The organism is Sphingopyxis sp., assembly GCF_035998905.1.
Lineage (GTDB): Bacteria > Pseudomonadota > Alphaproteobacteria > Sphingomonadales > Sphingomonadaceae > Sphingopyxis.
Genome location: NZ_DASYHG010000007.1, coordinates 107,477 through 125,152, shown reverse-complemented (window position 1 = coordinate 125,152; position 17,676 = coordinate 107,477). Strand labels below are relative to the sequence as shown.

The window sequence follows — 17,676 nt, the reverse complement described above, 5'->3', positions numbered from 1 at the left end:
GGCCCAATTCAGCGGCGAATGAAGAAAATAGGTTGCGTAGCTGCACGCTCCTCAGTCACCTGTTCGCGACGCTCGATCAAGTCCCCATAAGATCCGGTGATCGGCAACGGCACGTGTCTATCGGTGACAGTTGCCATATAGCTGCGTGTCTCACCGGGCAGGCTCGAGCGTCCCGCCAAATAGGCCGAATAACGCGCAGGCCCGGCGTTATAGGCCCCGAACAATCCCGGATAGCCGAAGCGATCATACATGAGCCGCAGATAATAGGCTCCGGCAAGGATATTATCACGGGGATGGTGCGGGTCGTTTCCGAGGTGAAGCCGTGCACGCATGTCGCCCCATGTCCCCGGCATGAGCTGCATCAGACCCATCGCCCCGGCTGAACTGACGATCGGGCGGCCGTTCAACGTCGTGCGCCCGCCGCTTTCGGCGCGCATCACGCGCTCGATCCATTCGACCGGGACGCCGGTGCGCGCCGACGCTTCCGCAATATAGGGGCGCCAGCGATCGACGGATTCCGCCTTGGCGGGCGTTGCCGCGAGCAGCACGAGCGCCGCGAGCGCGATCTTCACCGCCGCCACAGGAGCCGCGCCTTGCCGACAATATCGCCGTCCTCGCTCACGCCGAAATAGCGTCCGTCAAACGACGCGGTGCTGTCGGCCATCAACAGGAAATACTCGCCCGATCGAAGTTCGGCGCAGCCCGACCACCACGGCATCGGCCGACCGGCGCCGTCACGATCGAGCCGCCGCGCGACAAGCCTTCCGTTGACCATGACGCGCGCGCCAACGGCGCAAACCTCATCGCCCGCCGCGGCAGCAACGCGCTTCACCAATGGAACATTCGCCGGAAGATAGTGGCGGCGCGCCGCGAACATCCGAAACTCGCCCGGCACCCGCGCAATCGCCATGTCGCCACGCACGAGGGCCGCGCCGTCGCCGACCGCATATAGGCCGACCGGCGCGCTGGCGCTGGCGTTCCAGACAAGGCGCGGGCGTGGATCGACCAGCAGCGTCGCGGCGAGTGAGGCCGCGAGACCGCCGCAGCCGATCGCCCATCGGCCGAACCGCCGCAGTTTGGCCGGTGCCGGGTCAGTCATTGCTCGACGCTCCGTGCTGCCCGATCGACCAGCTATCGAGGTCGTCGATATGGTAGCGGATGCGCCGGCAATGTCGGCGAAAGCGCGGCCCGGTGCCGCGCGTGCGATGCACCTGCAAGGTCCGCAGCGAGACGCCGAGATAATGGGCGGCCTGCTTGGGACTCAGGAAGGGCGAGCCGCGCTTCGCCTCCTTTGCCCGCGCAATGCTGTCGTCATCCTCCATGCGGCCTCTCGCTCCCTCGCGCCGTGTCGGCGGAAGCGTGAGGATGGGGCACGGCGCGTGTCCGCAAACGTGTCGGATTCGGCGAAGCGCAAATCCGACACCCGTGATTGAGGTGAGGAAATCCCAGGTCGGGCCGCTTCATCGGTGAGCGGGCGACGGCTAAGTGGCAAAGCCCCCGTTCACCAGCCAATGCGCGCGGTCGAGGTGCGATTGCCAGCAAATCTTCGCGCCGCTGGGATCGGCGGCAACGTCGAGGTCCAGCACCTCTATTGCCACATCGGTCCAGTCGTAATCATCGCGTTCAGCATCGAGCAGCCGCGCATAAGTCAGCACATGGGCGCGGTCGTAGTCGGTCATTACGGATGCGTCCGGCGCCTGCGGACATATTCCGGCTCGGCAACGATTAAGGTAGTCCATCGCCATGATTCTAAATCGGTTTCGACCTGTTCCCATCGAGTAGCGCGATGTCCAACCCGTTTTACATCAAGTTGGTGTAAACACAACCGCAGTTCACGATCTTCACATCATTTCGATGTGAGGACGTGTGGCAAGGGGCATTCACGATAACCGCTATCGCTGGATGGTCGATCAACTCGTCCGAGCGCGCAAGGAACGAGGGTGGAGCCAAGAGGTCGTTGCGACCCAGCTTGGCAAACCGCAACAGTATGTGTCGCGCTACGAAGTCGGGGAACGGCGGCTCGATATGGTCGAATTTCTCGATGCGGCTAAGGCTTTGGGCGTGGATGGCCTCGGCATTGCTGCCGAGGGCATGGCGATCCTTCACGACTGATTTCGGCTAATCCCAATGTGAAGATGCACCCGATCTTCACGACCGAATACATGCTTCGGCCCCGCGGCCCATAGCTGCCGCGCGAAAAGCGCAAGTCGCCGCGCGGCGGATTTAGTCGATTCTCCACGGCCGGGCCAGTCGCCCGCGCGAACGAAGGCTTCGCCGATCGTTCGCAGCGACGCCCCTTCGCCCAAGGCGTCGATGACGCGCAGCGCGAGAATGATGCGATAATGGCGGGATGTTCCGGCTCGCTCCGCGAGCGACCGACAGCGCGCGAAAGCAACCAGGCGCCGGAACTCGGCAAGCTGCCTCGGCCCGATGGCAACGGTGAAAGGGAATATCAGCCGATCGAGCGGCAGCGCCGCACGGCTTCCCGCAACGTCAATCCGAACGCCGTGGTGAACGCCGCCGATGACGGCATGAAGCTGTCGGGCGCCGGCGACCGCCAGTGAGGTTGCGAGCGAAGGCGAAGGCGCGCCGACCGGCCCGCTAGCCGGCCGCGCGCGCAGCACCGATGGGTCGAAAGCCGCCGACCATAGGAGCCGTGCGGCGGACGCAGGCCGGCCCGGTTCCTCGGCGAAAGTGCAGCCCCCAACGCGCGGTGAACGCAGCATCGGTGGCGATCAGCGGGCCATTGTCCGCCGCGCCCTGACCGGGATAGTCGGGATAACGACGCAGCAGCTCCCATGCGAGGCCGCGCGCGCCCGTGGCGGCAAGTGCCACATAGGCGCGCGCGTCGCGCCAGCTACCGGGCGGCAGCACCGCGCGCGTTTCAATCGCCGGCATGGTCGCTATCCGTCGCCGCGCTGCGTCTGGACATAGGCGCGAAGCGCGTCGGCCTGATCGGGCCGCAGCGCATCGACGGCGGCGACATGATCGGGCTTCTCGCCCGCGAGCAAATAGGATGGACAGCGTCCTTCGACATTGCCGAGATTGGGCCGGTGCTGGGCGTAGCCGACCAGCGCCGCGAGATCGGAGTCGAAATGCTGCGCGACCTCCGGCGGATAGACCAGCCATTGCAGTTCGAACGGCTTGAGCCAGCCAAGGCAATAGCTGACGATGATCCCGCGTCGAAGGTCATCGCTGACATTGGCGCCCGCGCCGTGGAGCGTCCCGCCAAGCCATAACAGCGCATCGCCAGGTTCGCAGGTCGCCGCGACCGCCCCGCTTTCGCTGGTGTCGCCATCATAGGTAAGCCGGTGACTGCCCGGCCATAGCCGGGTTGCGCCGTTCTCCTTCGTGAAGGACGACAGCGGCCACATGACATTCACCTGAAACTGATGCCCACCCTTGATCGCGGGCCAAAGGTCATGGTCGCGGTGCGGAAATTGGGCGAGCGCGCCGGGATGGATTTCAACGGCTTGGGTGAGATTGAGCGCGATATGGTCGCAGTTCGGCGACAGAACGCTTTGGGCAAGCGCCAGAATCGTGTCGTGCATCACCAGCGCGCGGGTCGCCGGGGCGCGGGTGAGCAGGCGCCCGAAACGCTTGGTCCGCTCGCCGAAGAAGTCGCCGACGCAATAGGGCGTCGCCGCGAAATCATAGTCGAGCGAGGAATCCAGCGCGTCGATCTGGTTGGTCGGGACCAGATTGCGAATGACGCAAAAGCCGTCGCGGTCGAGCCGAACGGGAGCGCTGTCGGGAGAGAAATCCTCGGTCATGCTGCCGATCCCGCTGCGATCGTTCCCACCGGCAAGGCGGGGAGCGCATGGAGGCCGTTCGATTCGAGATGGGCGGGCGTCGCCGCCTCGATCGTCACGGCGAAGGCGCCAAGCCGACCGCCGCCCAAATCCTGCCCCGGCCCCAGCGCCTCGCCTTGCCAGCCCATACCGAGGATCTGTTCGCGAAAGCGCGCGGTGACGACACCGGTGAAGCGGTTGATGCCGCGATCCAGCGCATGATCGACCATCGCGCGGATAAGCCCGTCGCGCAGCCGCAGCCGTTCGGGCCGCAGCAGGTTCGGAGGCAGGCAGAGCCGAGTGATCTCGAAAATGTCGGGGCCGACCGGAACGCCGTCGGTGCAAAGCCGCTCGAACAGCGTGCCGAGCAGATGCGGCCGCGTCGAGGGTAGCAGCCGCATCGACGCGAGATGACGGCCGGCGCGGTCGGCGGCGATGATATAGGTGGCATAGGCGTCGTCGAAGCGGTCGACCTCAAGCCGGTCGTCAACGACGGTCAAATCCCAGTCGAGCAGGTCGATGAACAGCCGCTTGCGGTCCTCGAACATGGATTCGAGCAAAGGCTGATCGGCGGGCGTGCCGAGCCCTTCGACGATATGGATCATTGGTGTCGCTCCATTGCGTGTGGTCACGCGAGGAAAGCGAAACTCGCCGCCGAATATCAGGTCGCCAGGTGGCGATGTTGACGGGGAGCGATTTCGTGGATTCCGATCTCGCCGTCGAGGACGGCGGCCAGCACGAGCTGGGTGCGGTTGCCGACATCGTAGCTGGCGCAGGCGCCTTCGATATAGGTCTTGATGGTCGCCGGGGTCAGGCCGAGGATGGTCGCGATGTCGGTATTGCTCTTGCCTTGCCCGGCCAGGACGACGCAATCGCGCCAGCGCGGACGGAGGCGCGCGACGCGGACTTGCCGCAAGCGTCCGCCGTTCACGATCCGCCGCGCCTTCTGGAACGCGAAGCCGCCGATCGAATGAACGGCGTCGAGCTGGTGCCGGAAGCCTCCCGGCTTGCGCGGGCTACAGAAGTTGCATGACCCGCTGCGCTCGCCCAACACAAAGGCCGGCACGGTGATACCGTTGGTGACGCCATGATATTCTCCGCGTTCGAGAAAGGCCCGGTGCCGCGGCCCAAGTTCGATCAGGCTGGCGATCTCGCACCATGTAAAGCAGGCGTTGGCGGCGATGCAGGCGTGAACGACCGGATCGTCACGATGATAGAGGCCGGCGAAATATTCAACGGCATAGTCGGGCAGATAGTTGTTCATGTTGATCAGGCCGGTCGAGCCGACGCGGTGATCGTCGTGATGGATCATCGCATAGTAGCGATAGCCCATCTCGTGCGCGACCGCTTCGAGCGCACCGTCGATCGCGGGCAGGTCGTCCGCCTTCTGGATTTCAACAAGAAATTCCGCCGCGAGGCTCAGCGCACGCGCGTCCAGACCTTCGTTCTGCAGAAGATTGCCGCCTTGCAACCCTTCACCTCCAGTTTGCCGTCCCCCCGGAGTGTCAGATAGCCCTTCGCCGCGCCTTCGCCCGTTTCCGGGTCATAGAGTGGCCCGCCTGTCCATTCGTGCGGCCCGCCCGTGAATCTCCGCAACACGACCAGCCCCTTCAATCGCCGGGCGCGCAATGTGCGGTCGGGGTTCTTCATGTCGCGCTGGTCGGGATTGGCACGCAGGGGAGCGGCGTCGTCCACCTTGCCGCAGATGGCCGCGCCGCAGCGATAAAGCTCGACCCGTCCCCCTTGGCTTCCGGTCGACCACAGACCGGCGATGGCGTCACTCCCCTGCGATGCTGCGGCCGCCGACCCTCCCCCGGCGACCGCAACGACTACGGCAGCGAGCATCATACTCATTGCGACAGTCGATCTCATCTCGGCAGCGGCGTGACCAACGGCGGCGTCAGCGTCGCCAGCGCACGCGCCGCCAGGGCGCGGTCGTCGTGCTGCCACGGGTGAAAGCCGGGCCGGAAATATCCGAACATCTTCATCGCGAGCATCCGCATCAGACCCGGATCGCCATAGAGATAGCGGAGCAGCCGCCACCAATTGCGCGGGTTGTTCTTGCGGTCCTGCGCGAGCAGCTCGGCGGTGTTGCGATAGACGACATAATGGAAGCGCACCGCCGCCGCGAGCATCGCGAAGGATCGCAGCGCCCAGCGTTTCCAGCCCGGCATCTCCCGTGTCGCGTGGAGCCAGGTATCATAGGCGACGGCCTTATGCTCGATCTCCTCGATCGCGTGCCAGCGCCACATGCGCTGCGCTTCGACGTCGGCGCCCGCAAGGTGCGCGGGGTCTGCCAACACCGCATTGGCGAGGATCGCGGTGAAATGCTCGAGCGCGCAGGTCGCGGCGAGCTGCATGATCGGCGGGCGCCGTTTCGCCCAGGCGATCGTGCGCGCGGCGCGATCCTCGGATGAGGTCATGTCGTAACCCGCATCGCGGGCCTGCCGGTTGAAGAAGATATGCTCGCGCGAATGGGTCGATTCCTGAAAGATGAAATCGTCGATCTGTTCGCGGAGCGGTTCGGGCGCGCCGTCGCGATAATGGCGCACCGCCGACATGAAGAATTTTTCGCCGACCGGGAAAGTCGAGGACAGGGCATTATAGAAAGCGGTCCGGGCGGGATCGCCGCCGTGCCACCAGCGGCGCGGCAGCATGTCGCGGCCGAATTTCCAATTGCGCTTCTCGATGACGAGTCCGGCCGGCGTTTGCGACATATCGCTCATCATGGTCTCCTTATCATCGTCGGAAGATGGCCGTCGCCCTTGCCGGGGTGACAGAACGACGGCCGAGGTTCCCTCCGGATTGAGGGGAGTGCCCGAGAAAGCGGCTACCTGATCCTTGTTCTGAAAAACCGGGCCGATGTTTGCTCGGGAGCAAACAGACATCGGGCCCGAAGTTATCCCCCAGTGGAGTGGGCGAAGAGTTCTTAGAAGCCGATTGCGAATTTCACGAACGGACCATGAACGGTGCGGTCATAGGATTTTGCATCTTCGTATCCTCCATCGATCGCGTTAAAGAAGCGGTCGTAGGAATAGCCGGTCGAAAGTTTCAATCTGCCGACATCGTAGGACAGCCCCAAGCTCAGCGAGATGTTCGGGACCGTCGCCGTCGACCCCGATACCCGTTCGCGGGACACCACGTCGTCAATGAGATCAGCCGGGGGCGTGAGGCTCGAAGCCACGTAGCCTTTGCCGAGACGGGTTTCTTCGCTGGTCATTCGCTGCTTGCCGAACAGCACCGCACCTCCAATGCTCCAGTCCAGATTGACGCGACCCGTGTCCTCGCTACCGAGCAATCGCATCGAAGCGTCCCAGCCCAACCACGGCCCGGTTCCCTTGAAGCTGGAGGTGCTATCCAACGTCGTCGTAAACTGTTCCCAGCTTCTGAACGGCAGGTCGGCATAAGGAGCATAAACGATCTGAGCCAAGGGCGTCGTCCATTCCTCCGGCGAAATTCGGTTGGGGATGCCGTCGAAGGCTGCGGTAGTGGTCGAACGCAATTTTGCATAACGCAGACCGCCGCTAATCGTCGATTTTACACTCGAGGCTTCGGAATCAAGCACCCTGCCGACTTTGAAGTCGATAATCTCATGCTTCTCAGAGTCCCGCACGGCACCGCGGAAATGATTGTCCGGGGACTCGAAGAACTCCCTGAAGACTGGTGGTGGGAAAAACAGAGAATAGCCATTGAGGAAGCCGCCCGGCACAGCTTCCAAGCCCTCGCCGCGAATCTCGCCGCTTCTGGCGCTGCCGGCGCGATAGGCGCCCGACACCAGCCAGCCCGCGGTCGGCGAGACAGTGAGCTTCGCCGATCGCGTATCGTTCCATTTGAGCTTGCGATCCTGTATCGATGGCATCGGGAAGGACGGGCTATATTCGTCCATCCAGTCGGGTGCGTAATTTTCCCGCCCGCTGCTGCTACGGGCAAGGCCCCCGCCGATTTCGAGCGTGATGGGGAGATGCCCCCGCGCTGCGCCAAAACCACCCAGCCAGCCGCTACCGCCGAACTCCTTGGTGACGCGCATGCCGTATAGGCGCGGTTCGGTCAAAAAGACGTTAGTGGTCAGACCGGTGTCGTCGCTGTTGAGAAACGCGCCGGTCAGCGCAGTCTTGTTGAATACATTTTTGACATAGGCCATCACTTTCCAGCCAGCATCGTCGTTGATGAAGGTGGTTGCTAGGTTGACCGTCGAAAAGCTCCGCAGGCGATTATATTCGTGGTCGTTGAATATCCGCCACCAACTCTTCGATTGCCAGCGCCAGTCGGCGTGCAGATTCATCAGCCAGCTATCCGAAAGCGGCACGGTGAAGTCTGCCGTGACCGTGGTCGTATAGCGGGGCGCATTGGGCAGTTCGTTGCCTCCCAAGTCCTTAGAAAAACCGGCACCTCCGTTGGGCGCTGTGCTGGGATCGAAGCCCATATAATCTGCAAACGCCGGGCCCAGAGGGATACCAAATGATCCGCCCGGAGCTGTGCTGTAATCGGTGATCGTCGGATCGTAGGGTCGGCCCGTCACCGGATCCAAGCCCATGAGATAGGCCGTAACGCAGGCGCCATTGAAGTCTACGTTATTAGTTCCCGGCACGATATTGAAGCGCCCTCCGGCCGTGATCACATCCACAGGCAAGATGCAGCTTGAAGGGATGGTCGGAAACGGACGAATGACCATCCAGTCCGGATTGCCCGCTGTGCGATCCATCAAGTCGATGGCGCTCTGGCCGTCGCCGATGCGCGTGCGGTTGTAACCACCCTTGAAGCCGAGCCGCAGATTGCGGGTCACCCGCCAGTCGGCTTCCAGTTCGAGACCCCAGATTTCGGCGTCATAGTTTGAATTCACAGCCGCGCGATTGCGAATCTCCGAAATCTGGTATCCTTCATAGTCATAGTAAAAGCCAGCGAGGTTCAGGGTCAGCGCGCCGTTCAGAAGAGTATTTTTTATACCGATCTCGAATGCGTCAACATATTCGGCATCGAAGGTATCTGGCAATATCTCCGGAGCTAGTAGCGGACCATAAGTGGCAAACACCGGTGGCGGCGGGTTGGCGCCGCCCGCCTTGTAGCCGCGGGCGTAGGATCCATAGATAAGTGTCTCGTCAGTGAAACCGAGTTCCGGTTTCCAGTCGAGCGTCACTCGCCACGTCGGTTCCCGCCATTTCTGTTCCGCGACCGACGACACAGGATAGGGTCCGGCAACGTCCGACGCCAGCAACCAACTGCGAACCTGCGGCGACTTCTTCTGATCGACCGTCCAACGTAGCCCGCCCGTCAACTTAAGGTTCGGCGTGACATTATAGTAAAGCTCACCGAACGCGGCATAGGAGGTCAGTTCGTATGGATTCTTGCTCAGGAAATATTGACGTCCCTGATCGTTGAGGCTGCCGATCGGGTTCGGGTCCATATATGTGCATTGAGCGATGAGATAGTTAACTGTAGGATCAAAATAGGGCGCAGTGCCACCGACTACTCCTTGGGGCAGACACCCGGAATTATCCGACACGCCGGGGATATATTCCGGGGTAAACACATTATTCCAAGCATTGAACAGAGACAGAGTGTTGACGAAAACATAGTATTTGTCGATCGCCTTATGCTTCAGATAATTCGCGCCGAGACTAAAATTCATCGGCCCATCGAAGTCAGAAGCTAGACGCAATTCCTGACTAAACTGAGTCGATTCCGACGTTGAGAGATCGACCATCAACAGCCGGTCTGTGCAGCCAAGTTGATGATCGCAGAACACGCCGTCTTCGCTGACCGCGCCACTATAACGGCCGTCAGGTATATATTGGAACGCGCCCGGACGGGACGCAAAACGGTTATAGTCTTGGAGCGACCATACCGAGTCCATGCTGTAAGCGGTTTCGGATGTCAGGTTGAGGCTGTCCGAAAGACCAACGTTCAATTGAAGCTGAAAGAGGTCCGCATTTGCACGATAGTCAGGTTCAACGCTCGATTCGATCACTCGCAGATCGTGCGACTGGTCAGAGTTCAGATACGGGTCAAAGCCCTGTGTCAGCGGATTTCCGAGATTCATGGTTGGCCCAAAGAACGGCAAAGCGGCTCCATTCGGCGTCTGAAAGGCATCTTGGCTGTAGAGGGACACTCGCTCACAGCCCTGGCTCACATATGATGCAGGCTGGAAAGTGCCACCTCCGCCAGCGTAGGGCGGGACAGGAAGGCCGCCCACCTCATCCACCACATTTTTTTTGCAAAGCTGCTTTCCGGAACGAAGGCGGTCGTCCTTTTCCTCGAAATGTTCCCAGATCAGGTTGGCGCTGACCCTCTCGGATGGCTCGACACGCAACGACACGCGGGTCGACCACAGGTCGCGGCCGTCGATCTGCTTCCCCGTCAAATCATTGGTGGCAAAGCCGCCGCGCTTGGTCCATGCGCCAGCCACACGCAGGGCCGCCAGGTCATCGACCACCGGAATATTGACCATTCCTTCGAGGCGTCGCGATTTGTAATTGGCAAGATCGAAGGACGCCTTCGCCCCGAAATCGAAATCGGGCTTGGTCGAAATCAGGTTGACGACGCCGCCCGTCGCATTGCGGCCGTAGAGCGTCCCCTGCGGCCCACGCAGAACTTCGAGGCGTTCCAGATCGTAAAATTCCTGCTCGAAGAAGCGATTGCGAATGAATGAGGTGTTGTTGAACGAGATCGCGACCGCCGGGTCGGTCGTCACCGAGATTGCCTGCGTCCCGATGCCGCGAATTTGAATCGAATAGGATGTGAAATTGGTCTTGGTGAAGGTCATGTTGGGAACCTGCGTGATCAGGTCAGGACCACCGGCCACCTGACTGCGTTCAAGGTTCTCCTGCGTGAAGGCCGAAACCGAGATCGGCACATCCTGCACCGACTCCGCGCGCTTCTGCGCGGTGACGACGATTTCGTTCCCGTAGGTGTCGGCGGCGGGGCTGTCGTTCGCAGCGGACGTGACAGGAGCCAGCGTGTAAGTGCGCCCGTCGGTCGACGCGACATGCAGCCCCGCATCGGCCGCCACGCGACGGATGGCTTGATCGACGGTCATCGAACCCCGAATGGCACGAATGGTCTTGCCGCGCACCGCTTCTTCGCTCACGAGAATCTGAACGTCCGCCTGCGTTGCCAATGCAGTGATGCCGCTCGCCGCCGACTGTGCTGGGATGTTGAAGCTCTTGGTCTGAGCCATCGCCGGCGACGCGACCGCCACCGCATAGATTGCCACCGAAGATGCGAGAACGCCGCGAAGATCGCGATACCGCATAAATCCCTCCCCATGTTAGCCGGCCCGATTATTCAGGCTCACATGGACACGATGCGCGGGAGAGAGTTTTCCGTTTTTCCGGTGCGATTTTATTTCAGTTCTGCGACAGGACGATCCGGTCGGAGCCGATTTTCACCTGTGCATTCAATAGCGTGGCGGCCGCGCGTGCAAAAGCGTCGGGCTCGTTGGTCCGGAAGCGGCCAATCATCTTTTGCCCGCCAAGCGTTGCGCCCGTCACCACGATCTTGCGGACATTGTAGCGGTTGAACTCGGCAACCGCTTCGGCGACCGTATCGCCGTCGAACACAAGTTGCCCAGTGCGCCACGCAAGCGCCTTGTCGATTTCCTCGTTCGCCGCGACGACCGGCACGATCGCCTTGTCGGGGGCGACGAAAACGCGGCTGCCCGCCGCAACACGCTGAATATGGCTCTCGTCGCCGACGCGCCACATCTCGACAACGCCTTCGGTCACCTGCACATCGACACCGCCCGCCGTCTGGCGGACCCCAAAGGCGGTCCCGATGGCGCGCACCCGAAGGTCGCCAACCTCGACGACGAAGGGCCGGGAGCGGTCCTTAGCGACCTGGAACCAGGCTTCACCGGACTTGAGCGCGATCTGCCGCACCTTGGGTTTCATGGTGACATCGAGCGAGGTCTGCGTGTTCACCGCGGCGAGCGAGCCATCACTCAGTGGAACCCGCCTGATTTCCCCGACCGCCGTCTGGATCTGCTGATCGGGAACAGCAAAGAAATCCAGCCCCGTAACACTGACCACCAGCGCGGCGGCGGCGGCAGCGGCACCGCCGCCCCATAAAAGGCGCCGCCGTGAAAACCAGGGGCCGCCGGCGGCGGCCACCTCGTAGGACTGGGGTCCCCCGGCACCGAGGACGCTGGCGCGATCGAGCATGTTCCACGCCGCCTTTGCGCGGAAATAGGCGCCGCGGCGGCGATCATTGCCCGCGAGCCACGCCTTGAGCTCCGCGCGCACGGCGGGGTCATGGCCCTCGCGGTCCATGCGGGCGACCCACGCGGCCGCGCGATCACTGATCGCTTGTGCTGTTTCGCGCTCGCTCATCTCGTTCCGTTCTTGCCATTGCCTGCTCGGCCTTTTGCTCGCCGTCAGCGATGGCCTGTAGAATCAATTTCAAACCCTTGACCACGTCATTCTCAACAACGTGTTCCGTGACCCCCAGCCGTTCTGCAACCTCCCTTTGGGGCAGCCCTTCGACCTTGCGAAGCTCGATTATCCTTCGGCATCGGTCGGGTAATCCCTCTATCAGTCGGCGCACTCGATCCAGTTCGCGACGGCCCGCCGCAATCCGTTCGGGCGACGGTTCATCTCCAACGATGTTCAGGCTCTCGATTTCCGTAACGGATTCGATGCTGACGATGCGGGCACGCCGCAGCCGCATGAGGACGATCGTGCGGGCGGCGGTAAAGAAATAGGCGCGACCGCATCGGATATGGCCGACATCCTTGAGGCCGGCGATCTGGCAGTAGGTTTCCTGAATGACGTCCTCAAGGTCGTCGGGATCGAGCGTGCGACGGAGCCACGCGCGCACGTCGGCCTCGTGCGGCAGGATTTCCCGCCCCACCCAGGCCATGATCTGTGCACGCTTCTCCCGGTTCACGTCGTCTTCGCGGCTCCCATTCAGAAGTACGATGCACGAGGGGAGATTTTCCGTTTTTTTCCGCGATTTTTTTCGCTGGGTCAGGCCAGCATAGCATGATTGCGTTGGTCGCGGATTATTTGACGGCAGCAAAAGCACCGGTGGAACGCGGTCTTCTCGGCTCGCCCATGAGCGTTGGTCGGTGCAGCGCTGTATTAAAGTGGCTCGACGAACATGATCGTCATTATGCGCAACGTGGACGCTGGGTCGGCTGCATCAACCTTGCCGTTTTCGCGTCGTCCGGGCGTGTAATAATTGATCTTCCAACATATCCGAAATTCGCCGATCTTCAGAGTTGCACCGTCATGCTCACCATGCGGATCATTCTCCGGCGTGAAATCGTCGAACAGTCGGATCGCGCGGATGACATCTTCCTGAATGGCGGTCGGCAATTTGGAAACGCCACGCGACAAATAGGTCCATCCATCTTCGCCAGTGGAGCGAAGGCGGTCATTTAGGCGAGCAATGGTTGCCCGCCTATTTTCCTCATCGGTCATGCCGTGGTCCTCTTCAGTTCAGTTTTGACGTTGGCACGGCGTCGTCGTCAGGTTGCGCCAACAAAAAAGGGCGGGAAAATCCCGCCCTTTCCCTGCGTCGGAGACGCCTAGCGGCTCGGATCAGTCGCAGGTTCTTCGCTGGCTGGTTCGGCAGCAGGTTCTGCTGCCGGCTCGGACGCAGGCTCGGCGGCGGGTTCCGCCGCCGGTTCCGCAGCGGGTTCAGCCTGTTCCGTATCCGCCGGTTCTTCGGTTTGCGCAGCGACGACCGGCGACATAGCAAAACCGGCAGCGGCGACGATCGGATAAGCAATTTTACGCATTTCAGGATGACCCTTTGTGATTGTTGCGACTAGCGCATGAGAGGCGAATTTCGAATTTGTAATCATGTGAACGGGCCATCTGTCATACGCGTCGTCCAGTTCTTGTCGTCTTCGCGGCTCCCGTTCGAAATTACGATGCACACGGGGCAATTTTCCGTTTTGTCCCAGCGACTTTTTTGCAGCGTCCCCGGCCAAATCAGGATGACGCTGGCGTCGCGGGGCGACAAAGCGAAGGAAATTGCGCGCTCGCGCATCGTAAATGTATGAAAGAAGATGCAAGAACGATGGAACCGGGAACGGCAATCACACGGCAAGTTCTCTACGATCTTGTCTGGAAGGAGCCGCTGACTCACCTCGCCAGGAAATGTGGTCTGTCCGATCAAGGGATCGCCAAGCTGTGCAAGCGTGAGCAAATTCCGCGCCCGCCCCAAGGTTATTGGAATAAGCTCGCCGCGGGCAAACCTACCGGCACGAAGCCTACGCTCCCCGTCGATGCGCGGGGCGCCGATGCCGTGGTCTTTCGCATTGCCGCGGCGTCGCAGTCGCCCACGACACCGAGGGCGGAAGTCGATCAGCTCAAGGCCGATTTCCCCCAAGTCAGAGTGGGCGAACGACTGGCAAACCCACATCCGGTGGTTGCCGAGCGCGTAGCCTTCCGCGATGCCGAAGTTCGGGAAGGCAAGAAGCGCTACGACTACAGTGCTGAGGTCTGGAAACAGATCCCACCGCTCGACAGCGCGGAGCGCCGCCTTCTCCGTATTCTGGACGCCATATGCAAAGGTTTAGAAACGCGCGGTGCGGCGGTCGGAGAGAATGACCGGGGCGAGCTGGTCGCAACCATCGGTGAGGACAAGATCGCTTTCCAACTCCGGTATCGGATGAAACAGGTCAAAATCCCCATTGATCCGGCCGACTGGCGCTCGAAACTCAGAGGCAAGGACGCGTTTCGACGGGGGCTTGAGCTAACCGACGAACTCATATTCGAGATCAAGACGTGGATGCCTGGGGGCTTCCGCCGCAATTGGCGTGAGGGGTCCACACATCGACTCGAAGAACAGGCCGGAGACGTTGTGGCAACGATGCTCGTGGCATTTCCTGTTCTTGCCGCGCGCCGCGAGGAAAGGGAGGAGCAAGGGCGACAGTTTAAGATCAGAGAGGAACAACGGCGCCAAAACGAGGAAAGGCAGCGCCTCAATCGAAATCGCTTCCGACGCCTCGCCGAACTTGCCGAAGCGTCGCGCGAAGCTGCGTTAGTCCGAGATTTTGTAGCAACGCTACGCGATGCCGACCTCGATCGGGAAAAGATGATCGACGACATGACGGTCGAACAATGGCTGGATTGGATCGATGCAGCGATCGCAGATCATGATCCGCTTTCGCGCCCGGCAAGCGTATTCGAGTCCATCGCCGCCGTCCACCACCGGACCTATCCCAACTGACAGGCGGTTAGCGCCAATGCCGTTCGCCAACGACCAGCTTCGTCGGCTCACGAGTTTCCCGCAAGCGATCCAACTCATCCGACCAGAATTGCATCATCTGAACCCGCTCGTCCCAATACTCGCCTCTGGCATAGGCGCGGCGCACCGCGTTGCCTTCTGCATGGGCGAGCTGCCGTTCGATCGCGTCGGGATTCCAGCGGCCCATTTCGTTAAGCAAAGTGCTTGCCATCGCACGGAACCCGTGCCCCGTCATTTCATCCTTGGCGTAGCCGAGACGACGCAGCGCACCATTGATGGTGTTTTCCGACATGGGGCGACTGGCCGAACGCAGCGACGGAAAAAGGAACCGGCTCAAGCTGGCGTCATGTTCCAGCATGGCGATGATTTCCAATGCCTGACGGGAAAGCGGAACCTTGTGGACCCGGCGCATCTTCATCTTGCTCTCGGGAATGGTCCAGACCGCGTTTTCGAGGTCAAACTCCTTCCATTCGGCATAGCGCAATTCGCCCGGCCGAACGAAAACATGGGGCAAGAGGCGCAGCGCGACGAACGTGGTCGGATGACCCTCATAGCCTTCGATCGCGCGCAGCAATGCTCCGACCTCCGTTGGTGTCGTAATGGCTGCGCGATGTGTGACCTTCGGCGTGATCAACGCCCCTCTCAAATCGGCGGCTACATCGCGGTTCGCCCGAACGGTGGCGATCGCGTAACGGAAAACTTGGCCGCATATGCTTCGCAGCCGATGGGCGGTTTCGTGTTTTCCCTTCGTTTCAAATTTGCGCAGCAAGGTCAGCAGTTCAAACGGCTTGATTTCAGCTATCGGCCGATGGCCGATCGATTGATAGGAAAAGTCGAGGAGCCAGCGGTTCTTCTTGAGCGTAGCGGGCGCGAGACCCTCTTTTCCGACCTTGGCTAGCCACTCCTCTGCGACTGCCCGGAATGTGTTGGCCGCCGCAACGCTTGCGGCCGCCTTCTCCAACCGCGCCTCCTCGGCAGGATCGCGACCGGTGGCCAGCAATTGTCGAGCCTCGTCGCGTTTCGCCCTTGCGCCGGCGAGACTTACGTCGGGCCAAATGCCGAAAGCCAGGGTCCTTTGCTTCCCGAGAAATCGATAATTCATTCGCCAGTATCGCTGGCCCGTAGGCGTCACGAGCAGATATAGCCCACCCGAATCGCCTAGCTTGTATGGTTTATCGCGACCCTTTGCCGCCTTGATCGCCACCGCAGTGAGGCTCATGATGGTATCTCTCCATGACCGCTCCGGACATACCATCAAATATACCCCCAAATTTTCGGGGTACGGGGAGATACGTCCGCATCAACAGGGACGATTATAGCAGAAAAAATGGGAGAAATCAGCCGTTTTTTGGACGTTGCCGGACGTTCTCGGAAGGAGCCTTGGAGCGGGTAGCGGGAATCGAACCCGCCTAGCTAGCTTGGAAGGCTAGAGCATTACCACTATGCTATACCCGCATTCCCAAGGTCGGCGGCGATTGCCAGTTTGCCCGCTCGCCGTCAAGCGCATCATTGAGAACATCTTGGCAACATGCTAAAGATGCGCCGTGCACGACGGCGACGACCATGGAACCGATGACGGCGCGGACGCTCCCGTCCGCAAGATCATCCATGTCGACATGGATGCCTTCTACGCCTCGGTCGAGCAGCGCGACGACCCGGCGCTGCGCGGGCATCCCGTCGCGGTCGGCGGCTCGTCGCGCCGCGGCGTCGTCGCGGCCGCCAGTTACGAGGCACGCAAGTTCGGCGTCCGCTCGGCGATGCCGAGCATCACCGCGAAACGCCAGTGCCCCGGGCTTATCTTCGTACCACCGCGCTTCGAGGTCTATCGTGACATCTCGCACCAGATCCGCGCGATCTTTCGCGACTATGCCGACGAGGTCGAGCCGCTCTCGCTCGACGAGGCCTATCTCGACGTCAGCGCCGACAAGGCGGGGCTCGGCAGCGCGACCGCGACCGCGCGGCTGATCCGCCGCCGCATCCGCGAGGAAACTGGCCTCACCGCCTCCGCCGGGGTTTCGTACAACAAGTTCATCGCCAAGCTCGCGTCCGACCAGAACAAGCCCGACGGGCTCACCGTCATCCCGCCCGGAAAGGGCGCCGCCTTCGTCCAGACGCTGTCGATCCGCCGCTTCCACGGCATCGGCCCGGTGACCGCGGCAAAGATGGAAGGGCTCGGCGTCTTTTCGGGCGCCGACCTCGCGGGCAAGGATCCGATGTGGCTCGCGACCCATTTCGGCAACAGCGCCGAATGGCTCCATAACCTCGCGCGCGGGATCGACCATCGCCGCGTCAAGTCGAACCGGCCGCTGAAATCGCTGGGCGGCGAACGCACCTTCTTCAACGACCTCGTCACCGACACCGAAATCCGCGAGGCGCTCGCGCATGTCTGCACCGTCGTGTGGGACCGCGCGGCGAAAAAGGGCGCGCGCGGCCGCACGGTGACGCTGAAATTGCGTTACGCCGATTTCCGAACGATCACGCGCGCGAAATCGGTGCCGTCGCCGATCCTCGACGGCGCTTCGCTGCTCGCCGCGGGCGAAGCGATCCTCGCGCCCCTGCTTCCCACCGAACAGGGCATCCGCCTGCTCGGCGTCACCTTGAGCAAGTTCGAGGGGGAGGAAGATGACGAAGAGGAGGCCGCGGCGCCGGCCGATCTCCTCAGCCTGATTTGACCGGCTCGAACGCGCCGGCC

Annotated in this window: 20 protein-coding genes and 1 tRNA gene; 4 read left to right on the top strand and 17 right to left on the bottom strand. The window is 61.7% G+C overall.

All coding sequences use genetic code 11. The features are described 5' to 3' along the window. Positions 1-8: 8 nt before the first annotated feature. The 4 genes from VGN62_RS02215 to VGN62_RS02200 form a co-directional block, all read right to left on the bottom strand. A complete protein-coding gene (locus VGN62_RS02215) occupies positions 9-581 on the bottom strand; it encodes a lytic transglycosylase domain-containing protein (RefSeq protein ID WP_327450730.1) in 573 nt (190 codons plus the stop codon). Then, on the bottom strand, positions 569-1,099 hold the full coding sequence (locus VGN62_RS02210) for a S26 family signal peptidase (RefSeq protein ID WP_327450728.1): 531 nt from the start codon (positions 1,097-1,099) through the stop codon (positions 569-571). Before VGN62_RS02210 ends, VGN62_RS02215 begins: the two co-directional genes overlap by 13 nt. Continuing rightward, positions 1,092-1,322: a helix-turn-helix domain-containing protein gene (locus VGN62_RS02205; RefSeq protein WP_327450726.1), complete on the bottom strand. Its 231-nt coding sequence runs from the start codon at positions 1,320-1,322 to the stop codon at positions 1,092-1,094. Before VGN62_RS02205 ends, VGN62_RS02210 begins: the two co-directional genes overlap by 8 nt. 159 nt (positions 1,323-1,481) lie before the next feature. Then, a complete protein-coding gene (locus tag VGN62_RS02200) occupies positions 1,482-1,679 on the bottom strand; it encodes a DUF2285 domain-containing protein (protein WP_327450724.1) in 198 nt (65 codons plus the stop codon). Positions 1,680-1,902: 223 nt separating this feature from the next. On the opposite strand from VGN62_RS02200, the gene VGN62_RS02195 reads away from it, so the two are divergent. Then, positions 1,903-2,112, top strand: a complete 210-nt coding sequence (locus tag VGN62_RS02195; protein WP_327450722.1) for a helix-turn-helix transcriptional regulator — start codon at positions 1,903-1,905, stop codon at positions 2,110-2,112. Between the two features lie 230 nt (positions 2,113-2,342). Beyond that, complete coding sequence (locus VGN62_RS02190) at positions 2,343-2,564, top strand: hypothetical protein (RefSeq protein WP_327450720.1); 222 nt, start codon at positions 2,343-2,345, stop codon at positions 2,562-2,564. Between the two features lie 37 nt (positions 2,565-2,601). Here VGN62_RS02190 and VGN62_RS02185 read toward each other — a convergent pair whose 3' ends face one another. The 11 genes from VGN62_RS02185 to VGN62_RS02135 all read right to left on the bottom strand — a co-directional run bounded on the left by VGN62_RS02185 (position 2,602) and on the right by VGN62_RS02135 (position 13,593). Next, a complete protein-coding gene (locus VGN62_RS02185) occupies positions 2,602-2,898 on the bottom strand; it encodes a transcriptional regulator domain-containing protein (protein WP_327450718.1) in 297 nt (98 codons plus the stop codon). A gap of 5 nt (positions 2,899-2,903) precedes the next feature. Then, positions 2,904-3,773 (bottom strand): phytanoyl-CoA dioxygenase family protein, encoded by an 870-nt coding sequence (locus VGN62_RS02180; protein ID WP_327450716.1) that lies wholly within the window; start codon positions 3,771-3,773, stop codon positions 2,904-2,906. Then, positions 3,770-4,396 carry an acyl-homoserine-lactone synthase gene (locus tag VGN62_RS02175; RefSeq protein ID WP_327450714.1) on the bottom strand — a complete coding sequence of 209 codons (627 nt, stop codon included), beginning with the start codon at positions 4,394-4,396 and terminating at the stop codon, positions 3,770-3,772. The genes VGN62_RS02180 and VGN62_RS02175 overlap by 4 nt, the downstream gene beginning before the upstream one ends. A 56-nt stretch (positions 4,397-4,452) precedes the next feature. Further along, positions 4,453-5,262 (bottom strand): LuxR family transcriptional regulator, encoded by an 810-nt coding sequence (locus VGN62_RS02170; protein WP_327450712.1) that lies wholly within the window; start codon positions 5,260-5,262, stop codon positions 4,453-4,455. Then, on the bottom strand, positions 5,211-5,645 hold the full coding sequence (locus VGN62_RS02165; protein ID WP_327450710.1) for a DUF2147 domain-containing protein: 435 nt from the start codon (positions 5,643-5,645) through the stop codon (positions 5,211-5,213). Before VGN62_RS02165 ends, VGN62_RS02170 begins: the two co-directional genes overlap by 52 nt. A 14-nt stretch (positions 5,646-5,659) precedes the next feature. Continuing rightward, positions 5,660-6,517 carry a metal-dependent hydrolase gene (locus tag VGN62_RS02160; protein WP_327450708.1) on the bottom strand — a complete coding sequence of 286 codons (858 nt, stop codon included), beginning with the start codon at positions 6,515-6,517 and terminating at the stop codon, positions 5,660-5,662. A 203-nt stretch (positions 6,518-6,720) separates the two neighbouring features. After that, entirely contained in the window at positions 6,721-11,040 is a 4,320-nt protein-coding gene (locus VGN62_RS02155; protein ID WP_327450706.1) for a TonB-dependent receptor, read from the bottom strand. A gap of 94 nt (positions 11,041-11,134) precedes the next feature. Then, positions 11,135-12,115 carry a FecR family protein gene (locus VGN62_RS02150; RefSeq protein ID WP_327450703.1) on the bottom strand — a complete coding sequence of 327 codons (981 nt, stop codon included), beginning with the start codon at positions 12,113-12,115 and terminating at the stop codon, positions 11,135-11,137. Continuing rightward, entirely contained in the window at positions 12,081-12,671 is a 591-nt protein-coding gene (locus tag VGN62_RS02145) for a sigma-70 family RNA polymerase sigma factor (RefSeq protein WP_327450701.1), read from the bottom strand. The genes VGN62_RS02150 and VGN62_RS02145 overlap by 35 nt, the downstream gene beginning before the upstream one ends. 194 nt (positions 12,672-12,865) lie before the next feature. Beyond that, a complete protein-coding gene (locus VGN62_RS02140; RefSeq protein WP_327450699.1) occupies positions 12,866-13,207 on the bottom strand; it encodes a DUF3768 domain-containing protein in 342 nt (113 codons plus the stop codon). A gap of 107 nt (positions 13,208-13,314) precedes the next feature. Beyond that, a complete protein-coding gene (locus VGN62_RS02135) occupies positions 13,315-13,593 on the bottom strand; it encodes a hypothetical protein (RefSeq protein WP_327450697.1) in 279 nt (92 codons plus the stop codon). Between the two features lie 197 nt (positions 13,594-13,790). Between VGN62_RS02135 and VGN62_RS02130 the strand changes: the two genes are divergently transcribed. Further along, positions 13,791-14,966 (top strand): hypothetical protein, encoded by a 1,176-nt coding sequence (locus tag VGN62_RS02130; protein ID WP_327450695.1) that lies wholly within the window; start codon positions 13,791-13,793, stop codon positions 14,964-14,966. Between the two features lie 7 nt (positions 14,967-14,973). On the opposite strand, the gene VGN62_RS02125 is transcribed toward VGN62_RS02130, so the two are convergent. Together VGN62_RS02125 and VGN62_RS02120 are read right to left on the bottom strand one after the other, a co-directional pair. Next, positions 14,974-16,203, bottom strand: a complete 1,230-nt coding sequence (locus VGN62_RS02125; RefSeq protein ID WP_327450693.1) for a tyrosine-type recombinase/integrase — start codon at positions 16,201-16,203, stop codon at positions 14,974-14,976. A 162-nt stretch (positions 16,204-16,365) separates the two neighbouring features. Beyond that, a tRNA-Gly gene (locus VGN62_RS02120) sits at positions 16,366-16,439 on the bottom strand. Positions 16,440-16,528: 89 nt separating this feature from the next. Between VGN62_RS02120 and dinB the strand changes: the two genes are divergently transcribed. Further along, the gene (gene dinB / locus VGN62_RS02115; protein WP_327450691.1) at positions 16,529-17,656 is read left to right on the top strand and encodes a DNA polymerase IV; all 1,128 of its coding nucleotides are present in this window, start codon (positions 16,529-16,531) and stop codon (positions 17,654-17,656) included. Positions 17,657-17,676: the final 20 nt, after the last annotated feature.

Bases quoted from the DNA above. Each gene is read 5' to 3' on its own strand.
- VGN62_RS02125 (WP_327450693.1), bottom strand. From the start codon at position 16,203: ATGAGCCTCACTGCGGTGGCGATCAAGGCGGCAAAGGGTCGCGATAAA.
- VGN62_RS02155 (WP_327450706.1), bottom strand. From the start codon at position 11,040: ATGCGGTATCGCGATCTTCGCGGCGTTCTCGCATCTTCGGTGGCAATC.
- VGN62_RS02205 (WP_327450726.1), bottom strand. From the start codon at position 1,322: ATGGAGGATGACGACAGCATTGCGCGGGCAAAGGAGGCGAAGCGCGGC.
- VGN62_RS02190 (WP_327450720.1), top strand. From the start codon at position 2,343: ATGGCGGGATGTTCCGGCTCGCTCCGCGAGCGACCGACAGCGCGCGAA.
- VGN62_RS02165 (WP_327450710.1), bottom strand. From the start codon at position 5,645: ATGAGTATGATGCTCGCTGCCGTAGTCGTTGCGGTCGCCGGGGGAGGG.
- VGN62_RS02180 (WP_327450716.1), bottom strand. From the start codon at position 3,773: ATGACCGAGGATTTCTCTCCCGACAGCGCTCCCGTTCGGCTCGACCGC.
- VGN62_RS02175 (WP_327450714.1), bottom strand. From the start codon at position 4,396: ATGATCCATATCGTCGAAGGGCTCGGCACGCCCGCCGATCAGCCTTTG.
- VGN62_RS02150 (WP_327450703.1), bottom strand. From the start codon at position 12,115: ATGAGCGAGCGCGAAACAGCACAAGCGATCAGTGATCGCGCGGCCGCG.
- VGN62_RS02130 (WP_327450695.1), top strand. From the start codon at position 13,791: ATGAAAGAAGATGCAAGAACGATGGAACCGGGAACGGCAATCACACGG.
- VGN62_RS02185 (WP_327450718.1), bottom strand. From the start codon at position 2,898: ATGCCGGCGATTGAAACGCGCGCGGTGCTGCCGCCCGGTAGCTGGCGC.
- VGN62_RS02200 (WP_327450724.1), bottom strand. From the start codon at position 1,679: ATGACCGACTACGACCGCGCCCATGTGCTGACTTATGCGCGGCTGCTC.
- VGN62_RS02140 (WP_327450699.1), bottom strand. From the start codon at position 13,207: ATGACCGATGAGGAAAATAGGCGGGCAACCATTGCTCGCCTAAATGAC.
- VGN62_RS02160 (WP_327450708.1), bottom strand. From the start codon at position 6,517: ATGAGCGATATGTCGCAAACGCCGGCCGGACTCGTCATCGAGAAGCGC.
- VGN62_RS02210 (WP_327450728.1), bottom strand. From the start codon at position 1,099: ATGACTGACCCGGCACCGGCCAAACTGCGGCGGTTCGGCCGATGGGCG.
- VGN62_RS02135 (WP_327450697.1), bottom strand. From the start codon at position 13,593: ATGATTACAAATTCGAAATTCGCCTCTCATGCGCTAGTCGCAACAATC.
- VGN62_RS02195 (WP_327450722.1), top strand. From the start codon at position 1,903: ATGGTCGATCAACTCGTCCGAGCGCGCAAGGAACGAGGGTGGAGCCAA.